The organism is Bradyrhizobium sp. LCT2 (assembly GCF_009931255.1).
Taxonomy (GTDB): domain Bacteria; phylum Pseudomonadota; class Alphaproteobacteria; order Rhizobiales; family Xanthobacteraceae; genus Bradyrhizobium; species Bradyrhizobium diazoefficiens.
Genome location: NZ_CP034432.1, coordinates 6,652,991 through 6,677,546, shown reverse-complemented (window position 1 = coordinate 6,677,546; position 24,556 = coordinate 6,652,991). Strand labels below are relative to the sequence as shown.

The 24,556-nt window shown below is 63.0% G+C and carries 23 protein-coding genes and 1 pseudogene; 5 read left to right on the top strand and 19 right to left on the bottom strand.

Annotated features, from left to right (window positions below; genetic code table 11):
• Positions 1-23 precede the first annotated feature (23 nt).
• Positions 24-1,520: an ABC transporter substrate-binding protein gene (locus tag EI171_RS31845; RefSeq protein WP_161535684.1), complete on the top strand. Its 1,497-nt coding sequence runs from the start codon at positions 24-26 to the stop codon at positions 1,518-1,520.
• 831 nt (positions 1,521-2,351) lie between these two features.
• On the opposite strand, the gene EI171_RS31840 is transcribed toward EI171_RS31845, so the two are convergent.
• Both EI171_RS31840 and EI171_RS45015 read right to left on the bottom strand, forming a co-directional pair.
• A complete protein-coding gene (locus tag EI171_RS31840) occupies positions 2,352-2,735 on the bottom strand; it encodes a hypothetical protein (RefSeq protein ID WP_231166669.1) in 384 nt (127 codons plus the stop codon).
• Positions 2,736-2,743: 8 nt separating this feature from the next.
• On the bottom strand, positions 2,744-2,917 hold the full coding sequence (locus tag EI171_RS45015; protein ID WP_165448148.1) for a hypothetical protein: 174 nt from the start codon (positions 2,915-2,917) through the stop codon (positions 2,744-2,746).
• A gap of 184 nt (positions 2,918-3,101) precedes the next feature.
• Here EI171_RS45015 and EI171_RS45925 point away from each other — a divergent pair.
• Positions 3,102-3,283, top strand: a pseudogene (locus EI171_RS45925) (ABC transporter substrate-binding protein); the annotation flags it as partial.
• Between the two features lie 146 nt (positions 3,284-3,429).
• The gene (locus EI171_RS31830) at positions 3,430-3,666 is read left to right on the top strand and encodes a hypothetical protein (RefSeq protein WP_039184130.1); all 237 of its coding nucleotides are present in this window, start codon (positions 3,430-3,432) and stop codon (positions 3,664-3,666) included.
• Positions 3,667-4,391: 725 nt separating this feature from the next.
• Here EI171_RS31830 and EI171_RS46840 read toward each other — a convergent pair.
• The 15 genes from EI171_RS46840 to EI171_RS31755 form a co-directional block, all read right to left on the bottom strand.
• Positions 4,392-4,619 carry an SH3 domain-containing protein gene (locus EI171_RS46840; protein WP_371740549.1) on the bottom strand — a complete coding sequence of 76 codons (228 nt, stop codon included), beginning with the start codon at positions 4,617-4,619 and terminating at the stop codon, positions 4,392-4,394.
• 172 nt (positions 4,620-4,791) lie between these two features.
• Positions 4,792-6,432 carry a tetratricopeptide repeat protein gene (locus EI171_RS31820; protein ID WP_161535682.1) on the bottom strand — a complete coding sequence of 547 codons (1,641 nt, stop codon included), beginning with the start codon at positions 6,430-6,432 and terminating at the stop codon, positions 4,792-4,794.
• Between the two features lie 491 nt (positions 6,433-6,923).
• Positions 6,924-7,226 (bottom strand): hypothetical protein, encoded by a 303-nt coding sequence (locus EI171_RS31815; protein ID WP_161535681.1) that lies wholly within the window; start codon positions 7,224-7,226, stop codon positions 6,924-6,926.
• Between the two features lie 16 nt (positions 7,227-7,242).
• Entirely contained in the window at positions 7,243-7,656 is a 414-nt protein-coding gene (locus tag EI171_RS31810) for a hypothetical protein (RefSeq protein WP_161535680.1), read from the bottom strand.
• Between the two features lie 75 nt (positions 7,657-7,731).
• Positions 7,732-8,589 carry a DUF3800 domain-containing protein gene (locus EI171_RS31805; protein ID WP_246740647.1) on the bottom strand — a complete coding sequence of 286 codons (858 nt, stop codon included), beginning with the start codon at positions 8,587-8,589 and terminating at the stop codon, positions 7,732-7,734.
• Positions 8,590-8,923: 334 nt separating this feature from the next.
• Positions 8,924-10,477: a hydantoinase/oxoprolinase N-terminal domain-containing protein gene (locus EI171_RS31800; RefSeq protein WP_161535678.1), complete on the bottom strand. Its 1,554-nt coding sequence runs from the start codon at positions 10,475-10,477 to the stop codon at positions 8,924-8,926.
• A 6-nt stretch (positions 10,478-10,483) separates the two neighbouring features.
• The gene (locus EI171_RS31795; protein WP_161535677.1) at positions 10,484-11,590 is read right to left on the bottom strand and encodes a DUF917 domain-containing protein; all 1,107 of its coding nucleotides are present in this window, start codon (positions 11,588-11,590) and stop codon (positions 10,484-10,486) included.
• Positions 11,587-12,273 (bottom strand): AroM family protein, encoded by a 687-nt coding sequence (locus EI171_RS31790; protein WP_161535676.1) that lies wholly within the window; start codon positions 12,271-12,273, stop codon positions 11,587-11,589. The genes EI171_RS31795 and EI171_RS31790 overlap by 4 nt, the downstream gene beginning before the upstream one ends.
• 2 nt (positions 12,274-12,275) lie before the next feature.
• The gene (locus tag EI171_RS31785; protein ID WP_161535675.1) at positions 12,276-13,361 is read right to left on the bottom strand and encodes an ABC transporter ATP-binding protein; all 1,086 of its coding nucleotides are present in this window, start codon (positions 13,359-13,361) and stop codon (positions 12,276-12,278) included.
• Complete coding sequence (locus EI171_RS31780; protein WP_161535674.1) at positions 13,358-14,422, bottom strand: ABC transporter substrate-binding protein; 1,065 nt, start codon at positions 14,420-14,422, stop codon at positions 13,358-13,360. Before EI171_RS31780 ends, EI171_RS31785 begins: the two co-directional genes overlap by 4 nt.
• A gap of 28 nt (positions 14,423-14,450) precedes the next feature.
• On the bottom strand, positions 14,451-15,317 hold the full coding sequence (locus tag EI171_RS31775; RefSeq protein WP_028172142.1) for an ABC transporter permease: 867 nt from the start codon (positions 15,315-15,317) through the stop codon (positions 14,451-14,453).
• Between the two features lie 8 nt (positions 15,318-15,325).
• Positions 15,326-16,201, bottom strand: coding sequence for an ABC transporter permease (locus EI171_RS31770; protein ID WP_161535673.1), 876 nt, complete (start codon positions 16,199-16,201; stop codon positions 15,326-15,328).
• The gene (locus EI171_RS31765; RefSeq protein WP_011086029.1) at positions 16,198-16,980 is read right to left on the bottom strand and encodes an IclR family transcriptional regulator; all 783 of its coding nucleotides are present in this window, start codon (positions 16,978-16,980) and stop codon (positions 16,198-16,200) included. The genes EI171_RS31770 and EI171_RS31765 overlap by 4 nt, the downstream gene beginning before the upstream one ends.
• 178 nt (positions 16,981-17,158) lie before the next feature.
• Positions 17,159-17,785 (bottom strand): alpha/beta hydrolase, encoded by a 627-nt coding sequence (locus EI171_RS31760; RefSeq protein WP_011086030.1) that lies wholly within the window; start codon positions 17,783-17,785, stop codon positions 17,159-17,161.
• Positions 17,782-18,720 (bottom strand): ring-cleaving dioxygenase, encoded by a 939-nt coding sequence (locus EI171_RS31755; RefSeq protein WP_011086031.1) that lies wholly within the window; start codon positions 18,718-18,720, stop codon positions 17,782-17,784. Before EI171_RS31755 ends, EI171_RS31760 begins: the two co-directional genes overlap by 4 nt.
• A gap of 128 nt (positions 18,721-18,848) precedes the next feature.
• Here EI171_RS31755 and EI171_RS31750 point away from each other — a divergent pair, with 128 nt between their 5' ends.
• On the top strand, positions 18,849-19,772 hold the full coding sequence (locus tag EI171_RS31750) for a LysR family transcriptional regulator (RefSeq protein WP_161535672.1): 924 nt from the start codon (positions 18,849-18,851) through the stop codon (positions 19,770-19,772).
• On the opposite strand, the gene EI171_RS31745 is transcribed toward EI171_RS31750, so the two are convergent.
• Positions 19,765-22,458 carry a hybrid sensor histidine kinase/response regulator gene (locus EI171_RS31745; RefSeq protein ID WP_161535671.1) on the bottom strand — a complete coding sequence of 898 codons (2,694 nt, stop codon included), beginning with the start codon at positions 22,456-22,458 and terminating at the stop codon, positions 19,765-19,767. The two genes, EI171_RS31750 and EI171_RS31745, sit on opposite strands and share 8 nt — an antisense overlap.
• Positions 22,455-23,486 carry an ABC transporter substrate-binding protein gene (locus EI171_RS31740; RefSeq protein ID WP_060913005.1) on the bottom strand — a complete coding sequence of 344 codons (1,032 nt, stop codon included), beginning with the start codon at positions 23,484-23,486 and terminating at the stop codon, positions 22,455-22,457. Before EI171_RS31740 ends, EI171_RS31745 begins: the two co-directional genes overlap by 4 nt.
• 294 nt (positions 23,487-23,780) lie before the next feature.
• On the opposite strand from EI171_RS31740, the gene EI171_RS31735 reads away from it, so the two are divergent.
• Positions 23,781-24,527 carry a hypothetical protein gene (locus EI171_RS31735; protein ID WP_028172137.1) on the top strand — a complete coding sequence of 249 codons (747 nt, stop codon included), beginning with the start codon at positions 23,781-23,783 and terminating at the stop codon, positions 24,525-24,527.
• Positions 24,528-24,556: the final 29 nt, after the last annotated feature.

Here is a 24,556-nt window from a genome sequence, read left to right as displayed (position 1 = left end):
TTGAGAAGGCAGGGGAGTTACGCATGTTCAGGAAACTATCCATCGTCGCACTCACTGCCGCGTTTGTCGCGGCGCCGCTGCCGGTGCTGGCACAAAGCAAGAAGGACAGCGTCGTCATGGCGATGGCGCTGGAGCCGCCGGGTCTCGATCCCACCAACGCGGCCGCTGCCGCGATCGCCGAAGTCGCGCTCTACAACATCTACGAGACCCTAACCAAGATCAACGAGGACGGCACCACCTCGCCGCTGCTGGCGGAGAGCTGGACCGCTTCGCCCGACCTGAAGACCTACACCTTCAAGCTGCGCAAGGGCGTCAAGTTCCACAATGGCGAGCCGTTCGACTCCGCCGCGGTGAAGTTCTCGTTCGAGCGCAACGCGGTGCCGACCAGCACCAACAAGGACAAGAGCCTGTTCCAGGGCTTCGAGTCTGTCGCCGCGCCCGACGCCGACACGGTCGTGATCACCCTGAAGAATTCCGAGCCGAACCTGCCGTTCCTGCTGGGGCAGGCGAGCGGCTCGATCGTCGAGCCGAAGAGCGCGCCGACCAACGTCACGCAGCCGGTCGGCACCGGGCCGTATCAGCTCGGCGCCTGGGCCAAGGGGTCCTCGATGACCCTGACCAAATGGGCCGACTATCGCAACGCCGCGGCGATCAAGCTCTCGAAGGTGACGATCCGCTTCATCTCCGATCCGGCGGCGCAGACCGCGGCACTGCTCTCCGGCGACGTCGATGCCTTCCCGCGCGTCGCGGCCCAGCGCACCATTGCCCAGTTCAAGGCCGATCCGCGTTTCACGGTTCTGGTGGGCGGCTCCAAGGCCAAGACCATCGTCGCGATCAACGAGCGCAAGAAGCCGCTCGATGACGTCCGCGTCCGCCGCGCCATCCTCGCCGCGATCGACCGCAAGGCCATGATCGACGGTGCCGTCGACGGCTTCGGCACGCCGATCGGCAGCTTCTACGTGCCGGGATCGCTCGGCTATGTCGACACCACAGGCATCAACCCCTACGATCCCGAGAAGGCCAAGAAGCTGCTCGCCGAAGCCGGCGTCACCACGCCGCTCGAACTGTCGCTCAAGCTGCCGCCGCCATCCTATGCGCGGCAGGGCGGCGAGATCGTCGCAGCCCAGCTCGCCAAGGTCGGCATCATCGCCAAGATCGAGAACGTCGAATGGGCGCAATGGCTGTCGCAGGTGTTCGCCGGCAATGGTCCGCACAATTTCGACCTCACCATCGTCAGCCATGTCGAGCCGTTCGACCTCGTCAAGATCACCGAGCCGGACTACTACCTCGGCTACAACAACGAGGCGTTCAACGCGCTCTATAAGCAGATCGTGTCCACGCCCGACGAGGCCGCCCGCGCCAAGCTTCTCGGCGACGCCCAGCGCATGCTGGCCACCGACGCCGTCTCCGCCTACATGTACCAGCCGCAGCTCATCACCATCACAGCCAAGAAGCTGAAAGGCGTCTGGAAGGACGTCCCGCAATACGAGAACGATTTCTCGACCTGGTATTGGGAGTAGGGGGCGCGGGGGCACCCTCGTCGTTCGAGGCGCGCCCTGCCCGTTGCTGTGCCCTCTCCCCTTGTGGGAGAGGGCGGCGACGCCGGTAGACACTGACTCGCAAGGTGAGGGGTCTGTCTCCGCACACGAATCTCGCGAGATGAATTCGCGGAGAGCGCGATTTTAAGCCGACCATCCGGTGGCGGTCTCTAGAGCCCTGGCCTCAGCCCACGGCGCGCCGATCCAGACATCGCGCTCGTTAAGGAACTGGTTACCCGTCACTGTCACCATTTGCATATAGCTCGTCGCCATGCGCGGCAGCGTATTCTAAGAACGGTTGGATATTTCGACACGCCCGGTTGGCGGTCTCTTTCAGGAGAGGCCCAATGTTTAAGGGCTTTACGGTGGCAGTTGTGGCGCTGATTAGCACAGCGCAAGTGGATCGATACCTAACCAACGGTCGGTACACCGACGCGGCCATGGCCATGCTGCGGCAGATCAGGCACGCGTTTGGGTTTTGAGATACCCTTGGGAACAATTTTTAGGTGCTTTGATGGAAGGCATCTTGTGGACTGATCTCGACGCGGATGAGCAACGCGCCCTTGCGACCTTGGGAGCCGGACTTTCTATCGAGCTGTGTGACCCCGTTGCTCTCCTGACTTTAAGGCGGCTCGGTCTGATCGTAGGCTCTCATTTGACGGCTGCTGCGCACGAGTTGCGGAGGGGCGTTGTTCTGGACGAACTCAGGCGCGTGATTGCATGATGTAACCAAGCGCACGGCCGCGAACAGGCAGTCGAAAGTCCTCGCCCGCGATAAGCGGTATGCAGGATCGCTTAGGTCGTTAGTATCGGTCAGTCATGCCCTGTGTTTGAGCTGGAGATGATCCTGGCACGCCATCGCTCTTCAAAAGTGTCAGGGCCCTCTTTCAGTGCCAACGCTCGTGCATCCAGGGGATTGCCGGGCTTGCTAGCTATGACAATGCCTGTCGCTTCTCCGCGAGCACCGAGTTGGGGGGACCGCTCCATAGGCCATTCCAGCAATGCTTTCGACAGCATGGGCTTACCCGCGTACCAGCATTTTCGTCCGTCAATGAGACGATAAGACCACCATTGCCCTTGCGGATTTGGCGGCATTGCGGTGCTGCATTGTTGCTTGGCATGCACGCTGGTCATTTCGAGCAATGAGAGCGCAGCAATGCAAACGGTTAAAGCAAACGATCGAAGGGGTTTGCTCATGGACGCGCTCAATTGCCCTGTTGCTGCAATCGACTTACGGCAACGATCAAGGCAGGCCGTTCGAGGACTTCCACCAACTTTTCAAGGATAAGCGCATTATCCTTGGGGCAGGGCTGAAGGTATTCTTCCAGTATGAGTTGCGCGTCGCTAATCGCTTCCAGGGCTAATTGCTGATCAGTCATCACTGCTTACTCATCAATTAGTTGCGCCAGGAAAGCGAGCGGAGAGAGAAATCAAGTCAGCTTTGAGGAATATCCCCGCTCTTCTTTTCACTTTTTATTTCAAGTTCTCGGCTTCCCGCTGTTTGTCTCGATGTCGTCGGGGTCAATGTTGCGCAAATAGTCCCGCGAGGGTGTGTCGCGAGCGAGGGGCGCGGCGACCAACGTCACGCAGCCGGTCGGGACAGGGCCGTACCAGCTCGGCGCTTGGGCCAAGGGCTCCTCGATCACGCTCAACAATGGGCCGACTACCGCAACGCCTCGGCGATCAAGCTGTCGAAGGTGACGATCCGCTTCATCTCCGATCCGGCCGCTCAGGCCGCACCGCTGCGTTGCCATCAACGAGCGGCCTGTATCTCAATTCCCACACTTGCGATCAAAAGAGATCCGTTTGTCGCTTTTCGAACAGACGGAAAAAGCCTGGTCCGTTCCAATTCCCCAACGATTGAAAACAGTCATCGGTTGGGGGAGACGAAATGGTACGTTCCCTGCTCATTGAGCTGGCGCGCGATAAATATGTCGAGCGTTGCAAGCAACGGGCCTTCGATCATCTGGACCGACGCGATCTCAAGAACGCGGTCGCCTCGTTTGTCGCCAATATCAACGCGCGTCCTGATCGCGAACTGCCATCCTACTTGGCAACGCTTGGCGCTTTGCTGCTGACGGCGAACGATGCGTTCGGCTGGAGAACGCTGATTGATGGATTGAGGTGATGATCCGATAAACGCGGGCGTTGGGAGGTGTGGGGATGGCTCATTACAGGGCTTACCTTTTGGATCAGCACCGCCACGTGATAAGCGTAGCCAAATTGCAGTGTGCCGACGAGCAGGAAGCACGAGAACGTGCTGCGCAACTGGTTGATGTCAACGACGTCGAGCTATGGCAACTCGATCGCCGTATTGCGGTCTTTGAGGTCCCCGCAAGCCGAACCTCGCAGGCGGCGAGACAGGGAAGGCCGCAGCGCCCTACAGACAAATGAAGCGTGCGTGTCAGTGCGCGAACGGCCCCCGCGGCCGCACCGAGGACCGATCTCGGTACGGTGTCGATGCTGCGCACGCTGGTCGCCTTCACTCGAGCCAGATAACCGCAAAAATCGAATGAGGGCGTTAAAGGGATACCGCTTCGCTAGCTAATTGAAATTTTTCATATGATGTAGATGTGCCCTCTCCCATGAGGGGAGAAGGAAGAGGAGCACGCGGTTATTTCGGAATAATCGCATTATGCCCCTGTTTTGCCCGACCGAGTCAAACCTCCCCGTTGGCTGCCTGCGTAAGCCATTGATCTCACTATCACCGGCTACTGTGCATGGGGTTGTTTTCGAGCTTTTTGTTTGGCGAAGGTCGTCATGCCCGGGCTTGTCCCGGGCATCCACGTTCTTCGTGCCGCGCGGCAGCTTTGATTGGCAGTGATGCCATAAAGATTGCTGTCTCCCATGAAGTTATCTGCAGGCAAGATATTCCCTGAACACCCACCCCACGGGCCGAGAGTTAGCGTCGGCTATGTGAGCCCAGTGCTTGCCGCGAGAGTCCTTTGTCTCGTCCAGAATGCGAACAAGCTGCCCGTTAGAAATGGCCGAGAGTATTTGCCCCTGGGGCGCGGCTCGAACGTTCAGCGGCGTCGATGTTGGACCGACCACCACGCACGCTGGTAGGTCATCCGGCGGCATCGGAGAAGACGCCGTCCCCGCGTACGCAAACGCACTGCCAAAAATCCCGCTTGCGACCGCGAGAATGAAAATTAGAACCTGACGGCGACAGACGGTGCGCAAAAGGATGCTTCCTATCCAAGGCAAAATGTAATCAGCTAGCGGGCAGTTGATAGAGCATTGCCGCTGATGGTTAACGCCTTGCAATCCCCTGAACGAAGGCTCCGAACAGCTGCATCATTTGTTGCTGGTTCACTTGATTGACCCGCTCTTGATTGAGCTTTTGCAGTTCAAGCTCATAACCTCGTTGGGCCCCCGCATGCCCGAGCTCGGCAGCTCGCTGCAACAGGGCTAGCTTCGTCTGTTCCGGGTTCGGCGTTGGGATCTGCCCTTTGTCGATAAGATCAACGAGGCTCACCATTGAGTCCGCGTCACCGAGTGCGCTCCCACGCTTAAACAGCGTAATGGCTGTGGTTACATCCTTGCGGTCCCATAGATACATCCCACCTAGATTGTCGAACGCGGCGGGATAGTTTGCCTGAACGAGACGGAAGAATATTTCGAACGCTTGCTTCTTATCCTTGAATTGAGCCGCGCGGCCAAGTTGGTACTGATACCGGAGTTCGGCGGGCGAGACCGCTACGGCCTTGGTGCAAGCGTCGTAAGCTTGGTCAGCTTGGTACTTCAACGCCTCAAACGACACGCCGTCGCCAATTCTTTTTGCATCAGTGGGGTTTGCGGCAAGCCGATCGCAGTCATTTCCGCCCTGCAGTCGTTGTCGCTCAGCTTCGGCGCTGGCTTCACGTGCTCGCCGCTCCCGGTCCGCTGCTTCTAGGGCCTGCTGAACCTCGCGTTCAGCTCGCTCGCGAGCCTCCTTGTCCCTCTGCTCCTGCTCGGCCTTTTGGCGAGCGGCGATTGCCTCCTGTTGCTGTCGCCAGTCGGAGATCACTTCGCGGGTGACGATTGTGAACTGGTCACCGGATCGCGGGTGGAAGCCCGGGCCGTCATAGAACTCATACTGTCCGGTTTCGCTGCGCGAGTACCAAACCTTGGCAGCACCTGTCGTTGGATCGAAGAAACCAAACTTCTCGGGGTCCGGGACGAGAACAGGCGCGCGCCGAACAACCTTTGCGTTCTGTTGTTTCCACGCCTCCACGACCTCTCGGGTGACGGGCACTAGTTCGTCGCCTGTCTGGGGATGAAAACCCATGAGGTCAAATAGCTGGATTTGGCCACGATCGTTCTTGAAATACCAAACGACCGGCTCGCCAGTTGTCGGATCAAAAAACGTTGGGTCACTTGAGGTTATCTGTGTCGGCCGATGCCCCCGTTTGTACTCTGCAATCTTCTCGACCATCTGGGGCGTTAGCGGCCGGCACTCACGACCTGTGTCCGCATCAATCCCGACACGGTTGAGGGTCTTGATGCTGGTGCGCGTCATCACGTAGCATCTCTCGGCAACACCGTTCTTGCGGAAATTTGCGTCGAGGCGTCCCAGCAGTAGCGAATGTCCGAGGATAAGTGCGAGCAGGCCCGCGTATCCTATGCGCCGCTTTTGCTTGGAGAACGAAAGCGAATAGCCCGCAAGAACCACAACGGCGGCAAAACTCGCCCAAAGGATGGCTCGCGTTATTCCAGTATTTAGGTCGTACGCATCTGCAAGTTCTTCCGCATAGGTCCGCGCTACGTAGTAGTAGACGAGTTCATTGCAGAGCCAGAAAATAAGACCGCCAATGACGACACAGGCCAGAATGACGACCGCAAATCGGACAGCAATGTTCAGTCGCCCGAGCGGTTGCGCAATCTGATTGCGCAGCTTCTCAATTAATTGCACTTGCCAGCCCCCCGGCGTGCACCCGTTCTTCGGATGCCAGCTCCTGTTACGTTCTCTCAGCCCGACATCGAGAATACGAGCCCAAGCGGCCGGTTGTCAAAAGGGAGCCCCAAAACCGGTGAACAAATTGAGCCCGTTATTTACGGATGGGAGCCGCGGCGCGGCCCGCATTTCGGGCCCCTGTCTGGCAATGCGTCGGGGGCCGGCGGCAAGTTACCGACCTAGCCGTTTGCGACGCCGGCTCGTACGAGGATGACGGTTCGTGGTCAGATGCCGAAGTCTCCTTCGTCCGCCCCACGAGACGACTCGGCTTCTCCGAATTGTTCAGGTCGACCTCGGGCGAAATCCTACGAGCGCCCAGCCCAGAGCTGCTCCGAGAACCAGAACGATCAGTGGCGCTCCAATCGCTATAGAGAGAGCAATTCCAAGCGCCTTCCACGGGCGGGCCGGATGGAGTTCAATGCCCGCTTTTGAGTACAGCTTGTCGCTCACTACATCATCGACCATGTCCTTATATTCGGGGAACAGCCGTCGAAATGTCGGCATTTGGTACCAGCAATTTGCTGCGTTGCTATATGCATTCCACGGGCGATCTGGCGGTTCGTAATCCGTCCCGGCCTTGCCCGCGCCTCCTTGCAATTGACCGGCACCATTGCAATTCCAACGAAACTGAAATCTAGCGACGCCTTCTCAAATTCGCCGCTGACGTCTTTGTACGAAAGAATGGCGACCGCGATAATGAATAGGATAGAAAGGATCACCCAAATTCTGAAAAAGCCCAGCCTGAAGTTCATTTGCTCCCCCAGGGGCTCAGACCCACGTTCCCATAAGTTGAAATGCGAACCCAACTAGCAGTAAGTAAAAGCCGCCGGTTGACTCCAAGAAGAGGTGGGTTCGTATCCACATCTTGATCGGCCTATCTGGATCATCGATTATTTTCCGTGTGATGTGAGAAGGCGGTCCGTACGGGTATTTTTCAGCGTCGCCGTACTTGTTGACGATCTCATCGAAAAGTCCGCTGATATGAAGTTGGATCACGCCACCAACATCGAACATCAGTCCGGCGCTGTTTATCCATTTTCCTCGAACTTCAGGCGCCGCGAAAAACCAACCGACAACGAAGCAAGCCCCTGCCAAAATGAGCAGAAAAATCAGTACTGCCCTGTACTCAAACCGGATAGTGTCACGCTTCCAGTATTGGTAGTTGACCCACCAGCGCAGCATCGGCCACCCCTTAGTCGTTCGCACACTCAAGCCGGTCGATCACCAAAAGACGGGCTTTCGCTGCCTGTCATGCCCTTACGGCCAGAATTTGTATCCATAGAACTCGAAGATTTGCTTTTGCTTGTCGTTCAGCTTGGCCTTCCAAGTTGGTGTCGGTTGAAGAGACACGCCATAGTCCATACACGACCCATTCTCCTTAGCCATAACCGGCTCCAGTAGTTTCGCAAATTCGTTGCTCCACTTCGTCGGTGGAAGCGTGTCCGCAGCTTGGTAGAATGCGCTGGTTACAAGATCAGCAAGCTGAGCACCGGGGCTTGCGAGGTGTGGCACCGGCTGGGCAAGGCGCCAGTCTAGTACTTCCCACATAATCCGGCGCTTCGGAAGGACGAGAGCCCCAGCTTTGGCCTGCATCTTAAGCAGCTCATGATAGGCGGCTGTTTGCGCGTAGGAATGGACACTGCGTTCGCTATACAGGATCTTGAGGAAGCGATCCTTTGCGCGGTCCTTGACTGTATGCCGATAGCAGAAGTCCGTTACGCGCTCCAAAAGCAAACGTAGACAATAGTTGTAGAACCACTGTTGGGCTCCAGCGCGCTCTGCTCGTTCGTTCTGGTGGCGGCGCATGTTCTTCTTGTTCGATGCGAGAACAAAACCGCGTAACGGAAGCTGAGCGATTTCCCCTAAAGCGATCCGCTTCTGAGGGGGCGACAAATGCCTGTAGTGAAGATCGGTGCGGTTACATCCAGCCTTGGACAGGATCGTCCGAGCCCAGTTGCTCACTTCGGGTTCATGCTTCGCTCGGATAAGTACCGCGCCAAGGCACAGCCATTCCGTGGCACCAACTGGATCGATTGGGCGCACGGTTTTCAGTCCTGGGTCGCCCGCCTCATCAATGAAAGCGACGTAATAAGGGTCTGGGATATGAGTCGCCATAACACTCAACTATGGCGTGTCCACAGGAGGTGGATCAATCCGTGAAGGTCCGGCCCCGCAATGGCTATAAACAGAAAAGCTGAGCGGAGCGGGTTAGGACACTATAGGGACACTCCGCTAGGGTTCGCGAATTAAGTAATTGATTTACAATGCATAATATCATCCCTTCTCCCGCAAGGGGAGAAGGAAGAGGTGAATGCCCAGACTTCGGAATAATAGCATTATGCCCCTGTTTTGCCCGACGAGTCAAATGGCCTCGCTGCCCGCGTAAGCCATTGACTTTGCTATGATCGGCTACTGTGCATGGGGTTGTTTTTCAGTTTTTGATGGACGGCTACGCCGCCGCAGGCAGATCCGGATCGGCGATCGCCCCTGCAACACGCACGCGCACCCGCAGCGCGTTGCCGGGCAGATAGGCGATCGGCATGTCCTCGACATCAACGGTCTTGAGGCTGTCGCGTGCCGCACCTGCCTGCACCGCGCGGTCCGCCGCGATGTCGCGCGCGGCCGCGATCGCGTCCTCGCGGCTGAGGTCGCGGAACACCTGGTCGGCCTCACCGGAGACCTGCGCGATCGCGGCACCCACAGCATTGGCGCAGTCGCCGTGCGGCACGCGCACGATCTCGGAGATGCCGGGCAGGCGATCCGGCACCAAGAAAGCGCCGCCGCCGACCGCGAGCAGCGGCACGTCGCCGGCCTCGGTCTTCATGCGGTCGATGTCTTCCTCCAGCTTGCGCCAGGCATCGCGTAGCGCGGCCTCGATCAGGCGCTTCGGCAGTTTGGCGACGCGGGAGCGGTCGCCGATGTCGATGAGACCTGCGGCCACCGCAATGTCGGTGGCGGTGAGGCGCGAGCCACCGAACACCAGAGCATCCGACGTCAGGCGGTAGCCGACACTGAGCGGACCGACGCGGACCGGGTCCTCGTCGACATGGCTGCCGCCGCCGAGCCCGATCGAGAGCAGGTCGGGCATCCGGAACAGCGTGCGCACGCCGCCGACCTCGACGACCGCATTCGCCTCGCGCGGAAAACCGTGACGCAGCTGGCCGATGTCGCTTGTGGTGCCGCCGACATCGACGACCATGGCGTCGTCGAGGCCGGACAGATGCGCGGCGCCGCGCATCGAATTGGTGGCGCCGGAGGCAAAGCTCATCACCGGGAAGGCGGTGGCGATCTCGGCCTGCATGACGGTGCCGTCGTTCTGGGTCAGGAACAGCGGCGCATCGATGCCGCTGTCGGCGATCGCCTTGCGGAAGGCGGCGACCGTGGTGACCGCGAGATCGTGCAGGGAGGCGTTGAGCAGCGCGGCATTCTCGCGCTCCAGAAGACCGATGCGGCCGAGATCGTGCGACAGCGTCACCGCGACGTCGGGACAGATCTCCGCGAGGATTTCGCGCGCTGTCGTCTCGCAGGAGGGATCGAGCGGCGAGAAGCTCGAGCACACCGCGACCGAGCGCAGGCCCTTGTCCCTGATTTTTCGCGCGGCCTCCTTCAGCCCGGCGGTGTCGAGCGGCATGAACGGACGGCCGTCGTAATCGTGGCCGCCTTCCAGCATGAAGATTTCGCCGTTGACGAGTGTCGCGAGATCCGCCGGCCAGTCGCAGAACGGCGGCAGTGAGGCGCTTGCGGGCATGCCGATGCGGATCGCGCCGATCTTCTGCACATGGCGGCGCTGCACCACCGCATTGATGAAATGCGTGGTGCCGATCACGACCGCGTCGACCTTCACCGCGGCCGTAGGCTCGGCACGCAGCGCCTTGAGGGCGTCGAGGATGCCCGAGGTCACGTCGGCAGTGGTCGGGCGCTTGACGGAATGGACGACCTTCTCGTCGACGATCAGCACGGCGTCCGTGTTGGTGCCGCCGACATCGATGCCAATACGCTTCATGGGATCTTAAGCTCCTGCCTCAGCGGGCGCGAAGAGGGAACGGTAGTCGAGGTCGTAGCCGAAGGCGCGGGGGCCGACGAATTCGAGACCCCGGGGACTCGTCAGCACGGCCGGCGCCGGCAGGGCCACGACTGTGACGCGCTGGCCATAGCGCACCGTTTCGGTGCCGACGCCGTGGCCGTTGACGCTGTCGAGCACGCAGATCAGATCGGGCGATGTCGCGATCGCCGTCTCGCCACGCCAGGCTACGATCCATTCGTTCTGGAACGAGAGCACCAGCCTGCTGCCGCGATCCGCATCGCTGCCCTCGATCATGGCCGAGCCGCGCAAAAATCCTTCCGTCGTGCGCCGGGCGACGTCGATGATCTTGCCGGTGAAGAGTTTCTTGCCGCCTTCGGTCGAAAGCAGCGCGGCGATCGGATCTTCGTGACGACGATTTGCCTCCTGCACGGCGCGGCCGATGCGAATCGCCTTGGTGGTGGTGAAGTGGATGCCCCAGTCCTTCACCTCGCGTCCGGTGCGCGGCGCCTTGCTGGTGGAGGCGATCGAGCCCATCTCGACGCAGATCTTGCGGCTCGCCCGCTCCATCCACTTCCAGCTCGGCACCTTGGTGACGACGGCCTCGATGCCGCGGGGATCGTAGAGGGTGCAGGGATAGGGACGCAGGTCCCCGATCGCGACCGAGGTCATCTGCGCTTCGGGGAAGGCGCGGCCCATGCAGTCCGCGTCGACCACGGGGATGCCGAGATGCGCGGCCGCCATCAGCGCCTGCACGCCGTTGCCGCCGCCGATCTCGACCGACATCACGGCGCGGAACTTGATGCCATTGATCTCTTCCTGCATCCGCACGGCGCGCGCGATGTTGCGGCTGTCAGCGAGGCGCTCCTGTCCGACCAGCGGCGCGCCCATGTTGGAGACCACCGCCACCCAGTCCGCGTCGTCGAGGTCGAGCGGCGACATCAATTGCACGCGGTGCCCTTCGGCATAGAGCCGGCGCAGATTGAGCAGGCCGAGATAGGGGCTGCCGCCGCCGCCGGTGCCGAGAATCCAGGCGCCGACCGCGAGCGCCTCGATCTCCTCGAGGCTGATCGTCTTCAATTCCACCTTGCTCACGACACCAGCTCCTCGACGATGCGGGCCGCGGCGGCAATGCCGAGGATCACGGGACCCGGATAGGCCGTGCGCACGCGCGCCTTGTTGGCGCTGGTGTAGCTGATGCAATCCATCACCACGAGATCGGGCTCGAGATCCGCCATCGTCCGTGCGGCCTCGTCGACGACGGCGTCGTTCGAACCGGGACGCAGCGTGATGCCGACGACCTCGACGCCGTCGCGCTGCCATTTCTTGTCGATCAGCACGGTCTGCTCGGGCAGCGGCGAGAACACGCCGAGCCGGCCCTTCGGCAGCACGGCCTCGACGAGATTGTGCAGGATGGCCGAGGGCAGGATGACGAGCCCGTCGGCGGCAAGGTTGGGGAATTTGCCGGTGCAGGCCATCAGCGTCACGCCGACGCCCTCGTGCTTGAAGCGGGTAATCTGCTGGCTTGCGCGGCGCTCGACTTCCTTCTTGCTGATGGTGACGCCGTCGCCGTTCGGCAGCAGCGTGAACAGCGTGTCGTAGCCGTCCATCGGCGGAATGGCGTCGATCTCCGCGCGGCTCATGCCGTCGAGCGCGCCGCGCAGCTCGATCTCGATGCCCGGCGACAGCACGGCAGCGATCTCGGAGGCGACGGTAGGACGCGGGCTCTGGCCGATCACGACCACCCCGATGCGCTGGTGCTTCAATGGCATGTTCATGTCTAGTCCTTCAAGACGACGAGATCGGCCGGCGTCCAGTCGAGCGTGACACCGTTGCCGGGGACGAACAGGCGGCTCGTGCCTGCATTGGGCTGTTGCACGAGGACACGATGGCCGCCCTCGAGCGTGATCCGGTAGAGCACCGCGCCGCCGAGGAAGTTGGTGTTCTCGACGATGCCGTGGGCGGAGCTGCCGGCTGCGGTAGCGGCGTCAGCGCGCGGGATGAGGCGAATCTTTTCGGGGCGCAGAGCGACCGAGAGAACGCCGGTGCCTTGCGCCTCGGAGGACGGGAGCGCCAGGATCAGACCCTTGCCGACGTCGAGCGCCGGGCCGCCTGCGCTCGTCGTGGTGCGCTCGCCACGAAAGATGTTGGTGTCGCCGATGAAGTCGGCGACGAAGCGCGTCGTGGGCTGGTTGTAGATCTCGGTCGGCGTGCCGACCTGTTCGACGCGGCCGCCGTTCATCACGGCGATGCGGTCGGACATTGCGAGGGCCTCCTCCTGGTCGTGGGTGACGAAGACCAGGGTCAGGCCGAGCTTCTTCTGGAGCTGCTTGAGCTCGAATTGCATCTGCTGGCGCAGCTTCTTGTCCAGCGCGCCGAGCGGCTCGTCGCAGAGCAGGACGCGCGGTGCGATCACGATGGCGCGGGCAAGCGCCACGCGCTGCTGCTGGCCGCCGGAGAGCTGGGCTGGGCGGCGGTCCTCGAGGCCGGACAGCTCGACCATGGCCAGCGCCGCCTTCACCTTGGCTGCGATGCTCGCCTTGTCGAGCCCGCGCATGCGCAGGCCGAAGGCGACGTTCTCGGCGACGGTGCGATGCGGGAACAGTGCGTAGTTCTGGAACACCATGCCCATGTCGCGCTTGTGCGCGGGCACATGGGTGATGTCGGCGCCGTCGACACGGATCGCGCCGGCGCTCGGCGTCTCGAAGCCGGCAATCATGCGCAGCGTCGTGGTCTTGCCGCAGCCGGACGGGCCGAGCAGGGAGAAGAACTCGCCCTGCCTGATGTCCATCGCGACCGCGTCCACCGCGCGCACGCCGCCGTCATAGACCTTGCTGACGCCGGCGATCTCGATCGACGCGCTCATGCGCGGAAGATCCGGTTGACGCGCTGGTCGATCTCGTCCTTGCGCTCGTTGTACCACTTCCAGTCGACCTGGATCAGCTTCGAGACCTTCTCGGGCGTGGTGAGCAGCTTGGCGTCATACTTGGCGTCGAGCTTCACCTTCCTGTTGGCCGGCGAATACCACACGGTCTCCGCAAGGCGCTTCTGCACCTCCGGGCGCAGCATGTAGTTCACATAGGCGTTGGCGAGCTCCTTCATCTTGCTGCCGGGCGTGATGGTCAGGACCTGCTCGAGCGACAAGATGCCTTCGCTCGGCGAGACGAAATCGGTCGGCTGGTTCTGGCCGTCATAGCGGTAGATGCCGGAATCGTGGATGACGCAGAGGCCGACTTCGCCGGACAGCAGCATCTTCTCCATCGCGCCGGTGAAATCGACGATCTTGATCGGCTTCAGTTTCTCCAGCGCGGCATAGGCCGCGTCGAGATCGGTCTGGCCCTTGCCGAACAGGGTGCCGCACATCATCAGGAAGGCCTGGCCGAGGCTGTTGACGGGAATGACGTAGCCGCCGCGGACGCCGTTGTATTTCGCGTCCCACAGCTCCTTCCACGAGGTGATGTTGCCGTAGCCCTTGTCGGTGCGAAGTCCAAGGCCGATGGCGCTGGTGAAGATCGAGACGCCGACGATCTTGTCGCTGATCGCGTAGGGGTAGACGTCGGCAAGGTTCGGGACGAGCTTGGGATCGATCTTCGGCTCGACCAGGCCCATTTCGGCCGCTGCCCACTGCTCGTTGGAATTGGTGTGCAGCACGTCGTAGATCGGCGCGGAGCGCGAGCTTGCCTGGAGCTTCGGCAGATAGGGGAAGGCGGAGTCGGTCTGGAGCTTGCACTTGAACTCGCTCTCGAAGGCGGGGCCGATCTCGGCCTTCATGATCTCGCCCCACTTGCCGCCCCAGCCGGTGATGCGCAGCGTCGGATCGTCGGCGCGCGCGACATAGGGCGCGGCGATCGTGCCGATGCCGAGCGAGGCGCTCGCGGTCAGAAAGCGGCGGCGGCTGAGCCGTGAGGATCCCAGAGCTTTCATCATGTCTCGATTCCTTCGGTGCAATGAGCGGTTACAATTTGACGTAGGAGCGCAGGCCGACGGTGCGGTCGAGCCCGATGACGACGACAAAGGCGAGGACGATGGAGACCACCGAGGCGGCGCCGATGGTGCCGTCCAGATCGAACTTGAGATAGTTGAACAGCGTGACCGGCAGGGTCTCGTTGCCCGGTGAGACCAGGAACAGCGACACCGGAAACTGGTCGAACGAGACGATGAAGGCGAAGATCGCGCCCGCCAGCACGCCCGGCTTGATCAGCGGCAGCGTCACCTCGAAGAAGGTGCGCAAGGGACTTGCGCCGAGATTGCGCGCGGCTTCCTCGAGGCGCAGGTCGAAATTATGCAGCACGGCAAGCGTGGTGCGCACCACGTAAGGCAGCGTCACCAGCGTATGGCCGGCAACGAGGCCCCAGGTCGGACGTCCGACATCGAGCAGCACATAGGTCTGGAACAGTGCAAGGCCCGTCAGGATCGCCGGCAGCATCAACGGCGAGAGCATCGTCGCGACGATCAGCCGCGTGCCCGGCAGATTGCCGCGCGCGAGCGCGAGCGCCGCGGAAGCGCCGAGGATCGTTGCCGATATGGTGGTGAGGACCGCGACTTCGAGGCTGAAGCCGAGCGCATGCATGAAGTCGCGCGAGGCGAAGAATTTCTCGAACCAGCGCAGCGACACGCCGACCGGCGGAAACTGGATGAACGGCGTCGGGTTCAGGGCGAACACGACGACGATCGCGATCGGTGCCAGCAGGAAGATCAGGATGGCGATGTTGACGGCGAGATAGAGATAGCGGCCGTAGTGCCTGACGCTTCCCGTCGTCCGCGCGGGAGCTGCCTGCCGGGCCGCCGCGAGCGATGGGCTGTGCGAGGCGGTGGTTTGCATCGTCGGCCTCACTGCAATTCGCGCTGGCCGGAGACGAGGCCGAGCGCGCGGTTATAGGCGACGACGAGCCCGAGCGAGATCATCAGCAGGATGATGCCGAGCGCGGCGGCGAAGCCGACGTTGAAGTTCGCCGAGATCTGCTGGTAGATCAGGATCGGCAGCGTCATGATCTGGAAGCCGCCGAGCAGGATCGGCGTGACATAGGCGCTGATCGCCAGCGCGAAGACCAGTAGCGAGCCGGCGAGGATGCCGGGCAGGCTCAAGGGCAGCGTCACCTCGAGGAAGGCGCGCAAGGGGCTCGCGCCGAGATTTTCCGCGGCCTGCTCCAGCCGCTCGTCGATGCGGCCGATCACGCCGGTCAGCGTCAGCACCATGAACGGAACGTAGATATGGACGAGGCCGACCACGATGCCGGTCTCGGTGTACATCAGCTTCAGGGGCTGAGAGATGACGCCGAGCGACATCAGGGTCTGGTTGACGACGCCCTTGTCGGAGAGCAGCGTCATCCAGGCGAAGGTGCGCACCACGATGCCGGTCAGCATCGGCGCCAGCACCGCCATCAGCAGCAGCGCGTGCCCGGTGCGGCTCTTGATGCGCGCCATCCAGTGCGCCAGCGGATAGCCGATCGCGAGCGCGACCAGCGTGGTCACGAGCCCGATCCGGATCGTGGTCCAGATCACCTCGAGATAAAAGGGATCGTCGATCATGCGGGCGTAGTGGCGCGTGGTGAAGGCGACCTTCGGCGCCACCACCGGATTGCCGGTGAGCACGCTCATCAGCGCCATCAGCCCGATCGGCAGGAAGAAGAAGAGGGCGAACAGCAGCGCGCTCGGCAGAATGAAGAGCGCAAGGCCGTTGGGGCGCTGGGTGGTGGCGCTGCTCATCGCGTCCCCGTCTGAACGCGCGCTGTATCCTGGTCGAGCGGATCGCCGGTCATGCGCCGCAATTTTGCGGCCATCGCCGCCAGCTCGCGGCGGACATTGGCGCGCTCGGCGGCAGTGGTCGCCTGCACCGAATAGGACACCGCGATCCCGATCATCTCGCCGGTCTCGCCGCTTTTCAGCGCAAAGCCTTGGGAGCCGACGCCCTCGATCGATTCATCGGCTGCCTCGGACACGCCGGTGCGGCGGATCTCGTCGAGGCGGGCCATCAGCTGCTTGAAGTTCTGCGGCGAGTTGCGCGGCAGCTTTGGATAGGTCGCAGGCACCCGCGCGCGGACGTCCTCGTCGGCGAGGCGGGCGAGCATGGCGCGGCCGTTCGAGGTGGCGAGCGCCGGCGTGCGCTGGCCGGGCGGATTGACGACACGCAGGGGATTCGAGCCCGGAACGATCCGGAGCACGACCTGCTCGTAGCCGTCGAGCACGGCGATGTAGCCGGTGTGGCCGGTGCGCGCGCAGACCTCGCGCAGCTCGCGCTCGGCCATGCTGATGAGATCGTCATGGGCGCGGTGCAGCCGGCCGAGCTCGAAGGTGAGGAGGCCGGGGCGGTAGCGGCGGGTGTGCGGGTCCTGCTCGAGCAGACCGCAGTCGCGCAAGGAGCGCAGCAGCCGCGAGGTCGAGCTCTTCGGTTTGCCCGTCAGCGCCATCACGTCCGCGAACGACAGATCCGGCCGCGCGCTGGAAAAGCAGCGCAGGATCTCGATCGCGTTGGTGAGGGCGCTCATGCAGGTCGGTCCAAGGTAGTTCCATATTTCGGAACCTTGTCCCAAATTCTAAGCCTGGCGCGGAAACGAGCAAGCGGAAATTTCCGGCAGGGTGGTGCCCGATTGCGCAGATGCGGCGGAAGGTCGCTCGGATATAACGAAGCGGCGCACCGCGGTCAGGCGGTACGCCGCTTTGGGATCAGGCCGCCTCCACGGCGACGTTGCCGATCCAGTCGCGGGCGAGCGTCACGTCGGCTTGCGACAATTGATGGCCCGCTGGCAGGACCCTGTGATCGACACGCGCACCCGCTTCCGACAGCAGCGTAGCGAGCCGGGCCGAGTTGCTCGCCGGCACGATCGGATCAGCCTGTCCGGACAGGAGCAGGACGGGCTTGCCGCCGAGCTCGGCCTTGGGCGGATCTGACAGTGGCACCATGGCGCGCAGCAGGATCGCGCCTGCCAGCACGCCCGGCTGCAGCAGCAACAGCGCGGCTGCGATGTTGGCGCCGTTGGAGAAGCCGACAGCAACCGGCGCGGCGATGCCGTAGCGCTGCCGCGCCTCGCCAACGAAATCGCCGAGCTCGCGCGCACGCCGGCGCACATCGTCCTCGTCGAACACGCCCTCGGCAAGGCGGCGGAAGAAGCGCGGCATGCCGTGCTCGAGCACGCGGCCGCGCGGCGAGAGCAGGGCGGCACCGGGCGAGATCATCTTGCCGAGCCCGAGCAGGTCGTTCTCGTCGCCACCGGTGCCGTGCAGCAGCAGGAGCGGGGCCGAGCCCGCGTCGCGCGCGGGCTCGAAACGATGGATGAATGCACTCTCGGTCATGACACGCTCTCTTCCAGGCTCGGCAACACACCCTCGATCTGCTTGCGATGCGCTTCGAGGAAGGCCGGCAGCTTCAGGTCGCGTCCCAGCGTCGCAACGGGTTCGTCGACGGCGAAGCCGGGAATATCGGTCGCGATCTCGAACAGCACGCCGCCGGGCTCGCGGAAGTAGATCGAGCGGAAGTAGTTGCGGTCCCTCTGCTCGGTCGGGTGCAGGCCGTGATTGCTGACGAGCTTTTGCGCCATCGCTCCCTGCTCGGCGTCATCGGCCGCACGGAAGGCGATGTGGTGCACCGAGCCGCCGCCCTGATGGCCGCGCAAGAAGCCCTTGGCCTCGTAGATGTCGACGACGCTGCCCTCGGCATCGCCCGGCGCCTTGAAGCGGATCACCGAGCCCTCGCGTCCCGTCTCCTTGAAGCCGAATACGTCGGTGAGGACGGCGGCCGTCTTCGCCGCGCTGTCGAGCAGCAAGGTCACGCCGTGGAAGCCGCGGATCGCATGCTCGGCCGGCACGTCGCCATTGCTCCAGCCGGGCTCGTTCTCGGCACCGGGAACGCCGACGAGCGCGAGCGCCATGCCATCGGGGTCGGTGAACGGCAGCACGGACTCGCCGAAGCGCTTCTCCAGGGCTTCATAGGCGATGCCCTTCTCGGTGAAGCGCTGCGTCCAGTAGCCGAGCGAACGCTGAGGCACGCGGAAGGCGGTCTGATGGGTTTCGCCGACGCCGCGGCGCCCAGCCGGCACGCCGGCCCAGGGGAAGAAGGTCAGGATGGTGCCGGGGCGGCCGGTCTCGTCGCCATAATAGAAGTGATAGGTGCCGGGATCATCGAAATTGACCGTCTTCTTGACGAAGCGCAGGCCGAGATCCCTGGTGTAAAAGCCGAAATTCCTGATGGGATCGCCGGCGATCGCGGTGACGTGGTGCAGTCCAGACATTGTCGTCCTCCAAATTCGGGGAGCAGTCTTGCTCTGGCCGGAAATATCGTTCCGCTTTGGATTGGAGACAATCCATGCAAATATGACGTCTATGTCTACGATTTGGAAACAATCGCTGGAGCGGCAGCTTGGATAAGGTCGCTAGCCTCCGGGCCTTCGTGAAGGTGGTCGAAAGCGGCAGTTTTGCCGAGGCGGGCCGTCAGCTACGGCTGTCGCGGTCGGCGATCAGCAAATACATCGCCGACCTCGAGGAGAGCCTCGGCGTCCAGCTCCTGAACCGGACCACCCGCCACGCGAGCCCGACCGAGAACGGCCAGCGTTATTTCGAGCGCGCGGTCGTGATCCTCTCGGAGATCGAGGCCGCGGACCAGGCGGTGGCGCAAGCCCAGTCCGCGCCGCGCGGGCTGCTGCGCGTCAACGCGCCGATGTCGTTCGGCACCATGCGGCTCGGGCCGGTGCTCGCCGATTTCATGGCGCGCTTTGGCGAGCTTCAGCTCCAGATCGTGCTGAGCGACGATCTGCTCGATCCGGTCCAGGACGGCTTTGACGTGACGCTGCGGATCGCCGAACTGGAATCCTCCAGCCTGATCGCGCGCAAGATCACGCCGGTGGCGCGCATGATCTGCGCCTCGCCCGATTATCTCGCGCGGCACGGCACGCCAAAGCATCCGCAGGATCTGCGCGAGCATGCGGCGCTGACCTACGGCTTCCTGCTCACCGGCAATCAGTGGAAGCTTACCGGCGCGGATGGCGATCACTGGATCCAGCCGACCTGGTCGCTCTGCGTCAACAACGCCGAAGTGCTGCGCGACGTCGCGATCAAGGGCAGGGGGCTCGCGCTGCTCCCGGAGTTCATCGCCGCCGACGCTTTGCGGAAGGGCGAGTTGCTGACGGTGCTGGATGATTATTCGGCGCCGCCGCTCGCGCTCTATGCGGTCTATCCGCCGACGCGGCATTTGTCGGTGAAGGTACGGCTGTTCATTGATTTTCTGGTCGAGCGGTTTGGACGGGAGGATGAGGCGGGCGTACGCAGCCGCGCCGCGGCTAGCTGACCGAACGCTGTTCGACGGGCAGAAGCAATTCGTCCAGCGCGCTCATCGAAGCTTTCTGAAGGGCGGCAAGTTCGCGGGCGGCACCGTGGCATTCGGATGCGGACATCGTGGCTACCGCCAGCTCAACCTCGCGGCAGCGTTCGAACAGGCGAACGAGGCCGAGCGCGCTCGCCGCGCTGCCAAGCTGGTGTGCGGATCGCGCCAGCTGCAGGTGATCGCCGATCGCCGCAGCCTCGGCGATGTCCTCGATCAGTTGTTGGCTCGTTTGCCGCAAAAGCTGGTGGAGCTTGGCGATCTGCGTGGCGCCCAGCAGTTCTTTCTGGTCGTCGAGGAAATGCCGGTCGATCAACGCGCCTGCGGCGAGCCGCACTTCTGCCGGCTGGTCCGGCGGATCGTCCTCGATCGCCTCGCGCAGGGCATTGATCAGGATCGGCTTGCTGACAACCTTGGCGATCCCTGCACTGGCGAGCCGCTCGCGTGCGCTGCGCGAGACGTCGGCGGTCACGGCGATGATGCGCGGCATCCTCGGCAGACCGAGCTTGCCGATCTGCGAGGCCGCTTCCACGCCGTCCATGTCGGGCATGTGCAGATCCATCAGGATGATGTCGAACGCCTGATCGCGGGCGAGTGCGACGGCCGACGCGCCGTTTCTGGCGATGGTGGGATGATGGCCGAGCCGGTTCAGGATGGCTTCGCCGACCTGGCAATTGACGGGATCGTCGTCGACCAGCAGCACGCGAAGCCGCCGCGACGGCGGCGGAAGCGCACCTTGCGCGATGCCGCTCGCGGCAAGGCCGAGCGGTACTTCAAGCGCGAACGTGCTGCCTGCGCCCGGCGTGCTCTCCACCGTCAGCTCGCCGCGCATCAGGCGCGTCAGCCGCCGCGCGATCGCAAGGCCAAGGCCGGTGCCGCCGAACCGCCGTGCGATGCTATCGTCCGCCTGCACGAAATCCTCGAAGATCCGCTCGTGCATGTCCGGCGCGATGCCGATGCCGGTATCGCGAACCGTAATGCTCAGCAGGATGTGATCCTCGTGCTGCTCCGCTGACGCCTTCAGGCCGATCCCGCCGCGCGGAGTGAATTTGATGGCATTGCCGATCAAATTGAGCAGGATGCGATTGAGCCTGACAGGATCGCCGTGCACGGACGTGTTGACCGTCACGTCGCTGGCGAGATCGAAGGTCAGTCCCTTGCCGAAGGCCTGTGGGCGCATCAGATCGGCGGTGGCCTCGATGAGCTGATCGAGACGGAAGTCGCGCGTCTCCAGCGTTTCGGCGCTGGCCTCCAGACGCGCATATTCCAGGATGGCATCGACCAGCGCGATCAGCGTCTCGCCCGATGCGGCGGCGGTGGCGAGATGGCGTCGCTGCGCTTCGCCGAGGCTGCCGTCGTCCAGCAGTTGCAGCACGCCCATGACGCCGTTCAGCGGCGTGCGCAGCTCGTGGCTGACGACGGCGAGGAAGCGCGACTTGGTCTCGTTGGCCTGCACGGCAATGCTGCGCGCACGTTCGGCCGCGTCATGCTCGGCGAGGGCGTGGTCGCGCGCCTTCTCGAGCTCGGAGGTCCGCTCGATGACCTTGCGCTCGAGCGTCGCGTAGGATTCGCGCAAGTGCGCGGCCATCCGGTTGAACTGGTCGCCGAGCGCCTCCAGCTCGTCGCCGGTCTTGATCGCGAGCCGCAGGCCGAGATCGCCGCTGCCGATCCGGCGCGCACCCTGTGTCAGGATCTGGATCGGCACGGTCATGCGCCGGCTGAGAAAGAGCGAGACCAGCACCGCGCAGGCGAGCAGAGCGACCAGGAGAAACGTCGAGCGGCCGATCGACGCGTAGATCGGCGCATAGGCTTCGGTGAGCGGAAGCTCGACGAATACCAACCAGCCGAGCGAGGGCACCGTCGCATAGGTCGACAGCACGCGTTGACCGGACAGATCTTCCTTGACCAGGCCGCCTGACGGCGGCCCGACGCCATCGAGTGCGGCTCGAACGTCGGCATGTCCCGAAAGATCGCTGCGGCGTAGCGCCGGCCACAAATCGGGATGTGCGATCAACAGCCCCATGCGGTCGACCACATAGGCCTTGCCGGTGTTGCCGACCCTGATCCCCGCGACGAGGTCCCAGATGAAGCTCAGATTGACCTCGGCGACGATCACATTGGGACCGCGGCCGGCCCCGCGCGTGGCGAGGGTCATGAACGGCTCGGTGTCGCCGATGAAGTATACCGGCCCGTAATAGGTCCGGCTTTCGTTGGCGCCGCGGAAGGCGGGCGAAGCGGACAGGTCGATCTTGCTGCCGATCCTGTCCGCGACGCGGCGCGACACGCGCACCTGCTCGCGGCCTTGCGCGTCGAGCTCGGCAATCTCCGCGATCGCGGGCGAGAGGCGCAGGAGGCGGATCGCGTTCAAGCGCTCGTCCTCGTTCGTCGACAGCTCCGGAGGCAGGCGGGAAAGCCATCTGATCTGGTTTTCGATCTGGCCGATGAACTGGCCGATCTGAATGGCCGCGGACGCTGCCTGCTCGCGCTGGGTTGCCGCGAGGAGCTGCTTCTGCTCGCGATAAGAGAACCAGACGTCGAAGCCGGTGTTGATGGCGAGCGCGGCAAAGGCGAGGGCGACGATCGAGTAGAGATATTTGCGGAACAGCCGGCCGGGAGGCGTCCGCAAATGCCCCTGGTCGACCTGCTCGTTCACTCGCGGATCTCGTCGGCGCGTGCGAGCAGCGTGAACGGTATGGTCAAATCCAGCGTACGGGCGACCGTGCGGTTGATCAGCAGCTCGTATTTGCGTGGCGATTGCACCGGGAGATCGCCGGCCTTGGTGCCGCGCAGGATCAGATCGACATAGTCGGCCGAGCGCACTTCGAGCGTCGGCCCGTAGCTCATCAGCCCGCCCGCATCCATGAAATAATGGAACGGATAGATCGTGGGGACGCGATATTTGGCCGCTGCCGCCACGACCGCCTGCCGGTGGATCACGAGGAAGCTGTCGACCAGCGCAACCATCGCCGCTTTGGGCGGTTCGGAGAGGCGCCTGATGACCTCGTCAATTTCCGTTGGCGCGTTGACGGGGGCGGGGACCACGGAGACGCCGCATGCTGCGGCCTCTTGCTCGATGGAGTCGAGGAAGAAGCGCCCGCCGCGCGGCGTGGTCGCCGGGTTGAACAGCACACCGACGCGCGCAACGTCAGGCACGGCCTCCCGGATGAGCTGAAGCCATTTGCCGCCCATCTCGGCGGAGCTGTTGGTGAAGCCGGTGACGTTGCCGCCGGGATGCGCGAGGCTCTCGACGAAGCCATTGCCGACGGGATCGTTGGCCGTCGCGAAGACGATCGGGATGGTTTTGGTGGCTGCCAGGACTGCCGCGGTTTCGATCGTCGAGCCGGTCAGGATCACGTCCGGCTTCAGCTCCAGCAATTCCTGGACCGCGGTCTTCAGTCTATCGGAGCTGCCGAAAGTCGAACGGAGTTCGAGGCGGAAGTTGACGCCTTCGACCCAGCCTCGCTGCCTCAAACCCACGATGAGGCCGCCGAGGCGGGAGGTCGGGCTGTCGGTCATGCTCCTTCTGGTCAATTCGTCGTCGAGCGGTAATCCCGTCAGCGAGGCGACGATCCGCATGCGATCAGATGTTGCGCCGAGCGCGAGCCATCCCGCAGCGCTTGTCCCCGCAAGGCGAATGAACCCGCGGCGATCGACCGCGAAAGCGGAAGGCCGTTCGGTCATGAAATTCTTTGCATGATGATTGCCCCAAGGCGGATGCTTAGCGCGAACCGCCGGCATCCACAATTGATGAAAAAATGCGCTTGTGAATGTTCATTCGCAGCGTTTGGCAACCCGATACCGTATTCCTACGCCGCTGAGGAGTCGCTGTTTCGAGCCTTGTCTGCTCCGTGATGTTTTGTAGCGCCTTATGGCATTGCAACATTTTCCGTCTCGGTTGCGACGGCGGTTCGAAGAAGCCGATTTCGTGACTGCCGATTTTTGAAGCGTTCTTTCAAGTTGTTTCGAAGGTTCTCGATGCGCAAAATCTATCTCGTTCCGGCCCTCGTCGGCCTTCTCACCTTTGTGGCTACAGGTCCGGTGGCGGCTCAGGGCGCCGTTCCAAAGCAGAAGGCGGCGCAAGCCCCGAAGGCTGCTGCGGCTGGGGCTGCTCCGGCGGCCGGCGCCCCGGCGGCGGCCACGACCGAGGCGCCGAGCGCCGGCGCGGATGACAAGGCAAAGTCGATCGACGGCTTCCGCTCCGCCAAGTTCGGCATGGGCGAAGCCGACGTGCGCGCGGCGATGATCAAGGACTTCAACGCCAAGCCCGACGCCATCAAGGCGCAGGACAACGCGTCCGAGCTGACGCATAGCATCCTCATGTCGGTTCCCGAGCTGCTGCCGAACGGCGGTACCGCCGAGCTCTCCTACGTGTTCGGCTACAAGTCCAAGTCGCTGATCCAGGTCGGCGCCGTCTGGTCGAAGGGGACCGACGCGGCGATAACGCCGGAAAAGCTGTTCTCCAACGCCAACATCCTGCGCGCCCATTTCATGGGCGAAGGCTTCAAGCCTGATTCCATCGCGGTCAACATGCCGGTTGCCGGCGGCATCGTGATGTTCCGCGGCAGCGACGCCAAGGACCGCTCGGTGATCCTGCTGCTCCAGGGCACGTTCGAGAACAAGGAGAACAACCAGCGTGTGCTGACCCCGACCAGCCTGCTGCTGTTCTATGTGGCCGACGCCAAGAGCCCCGACATCTTCAAGCTGCCGCCCGGCCAGTTCTGATGCCGGACGCCTTCGACGACATTCTCCCA

Coding starts and splice junctions, on each gene's coding strand:
- EI171_RS31845 (WP_161535684.1), top strand. CDS start 24: ATGTTCAGGAAACTATCCATCGTCGCACTCACTGCCGCGTTTGTCGCG.
- EI171_RS31840 (WP_231166669.1), bottom strand. CDS start 2,735: ATGAGCAAACCCCTTCGATCGTTTGCTTTAACCGTTTGCATTGCTGCG.
- EI171_RS45015 (WP_165448148.1), bottom strand. CDS start 2,917: ATGACTGATCAGCAATTAGCCCTGGAAGCGATTAGCGACGCGCAACTC.
- EI171_RS31830 (WP_039184130.1), top strand. CDS start 3,430: ATGGTACGTTCCCTGCTCATTGAGCTGGCGCGCGATAAATATGTCGAG.
- EI171_RS46840 (WP_371740549.1), bottom strand. CDS start 4,619: ATGCCGCCGGATGACCTACCAGCGTGCGTGGTGGTCGGTCCAACATCG.
- EI171_RS31815 (WP_161535681.1), bottom strand. CDS start 7,226: ATGAACTTCAGGCTGGGCTTTTTCAGAATTTGGGTGATCCTTTCTATC.
- EI171_RS31810 (WP_161535680.1), bottom strand. CDS start 7,656: ATGCTGCGCTGGTGGGTCAACTACCAATACTGGAAGCGTGACACTATC.
- EI171_RS31805 (WP_246740647.1), bottom strand. CDS start 8,589: ATGGCGACTCATATCCCAGACCCTTATTACGTCGCTTTCATTGATGAG.
- EI171_RS31800 (WP_161535678.1), bottom strand. CDS start 10,477: ATGAAGCGTATTGGCATCGATGTCGGCGGCACCAACACGGACGCCGTG.
- EI171_RS31790 (WP_161535676.1), bottom strand. CDS start 12,273: ATGAACATGCCATTGAAGCACCAGCGCATCGGGGTGGTCGTGATCGGC.
- EI171_RS31785 (WP_161535675.1), bottom strand. CDS start 13,361: ATGAGCGCGTCGATCGAGATCGCCGGCGTCAGCAAGGTCTATGACGGC.
- EI171_RS31780 (WP_161535674.1), bottom strand. CDS start 14,422: ATGATGAAAGCTCTGGGATCCTCACGGCTCAGCCGCCGCCGCTTTCTG.
- EI171_RS31775 (WP_028172142.1), bottom strand. CDS start 15,317: ATGCAAACCACCGCCTCGCACAGCCCATCGCTCGCGGCGGCCCGGCAG.
- EI171_RS31770 (WP_161535673.1), bottom strand. CDS start 16,201: ATGAGCAGCGCCACCACCCAGCGCCCCAACGGCCTTGCGCTCTTCATT.
- EI171_RS31765 (WP_011086029.1), bottom strand. CDS start 16,980: ATGAGCGCCCTCACCAACGCGATCGAGATCCTGCGCTGCTTTTCCAGC.
- EI171_RS31760 (WP_011086030.1), bottom strand. CDS start 17,785: ATGACCGAGAGTGCATTCATCCATCGTTTCGAGCCCGCGCGCGACGCG.
- EI171_RS31755 (WP_011086031.1), bottom strand. CDS start 18,720: ATGTCTGGACTGCACCACGTCACCGCGATCGCCGGCGATCCCATCAGG.
- EI171_RS31740 (WP_060913005.1), bottom strand. CDS start 23,486: ATGACCGAACGGCCTTCCGCTTTCGCGGTCGATCGCCGCGGGTTCATT.
- EI171_RS31735 (WP_028172137.1), top strand. CDS start 23,781: ATGCGCAAAATCTATCTCGTTCCGGCCCTCGTCGGCCTTCTCACCTTT.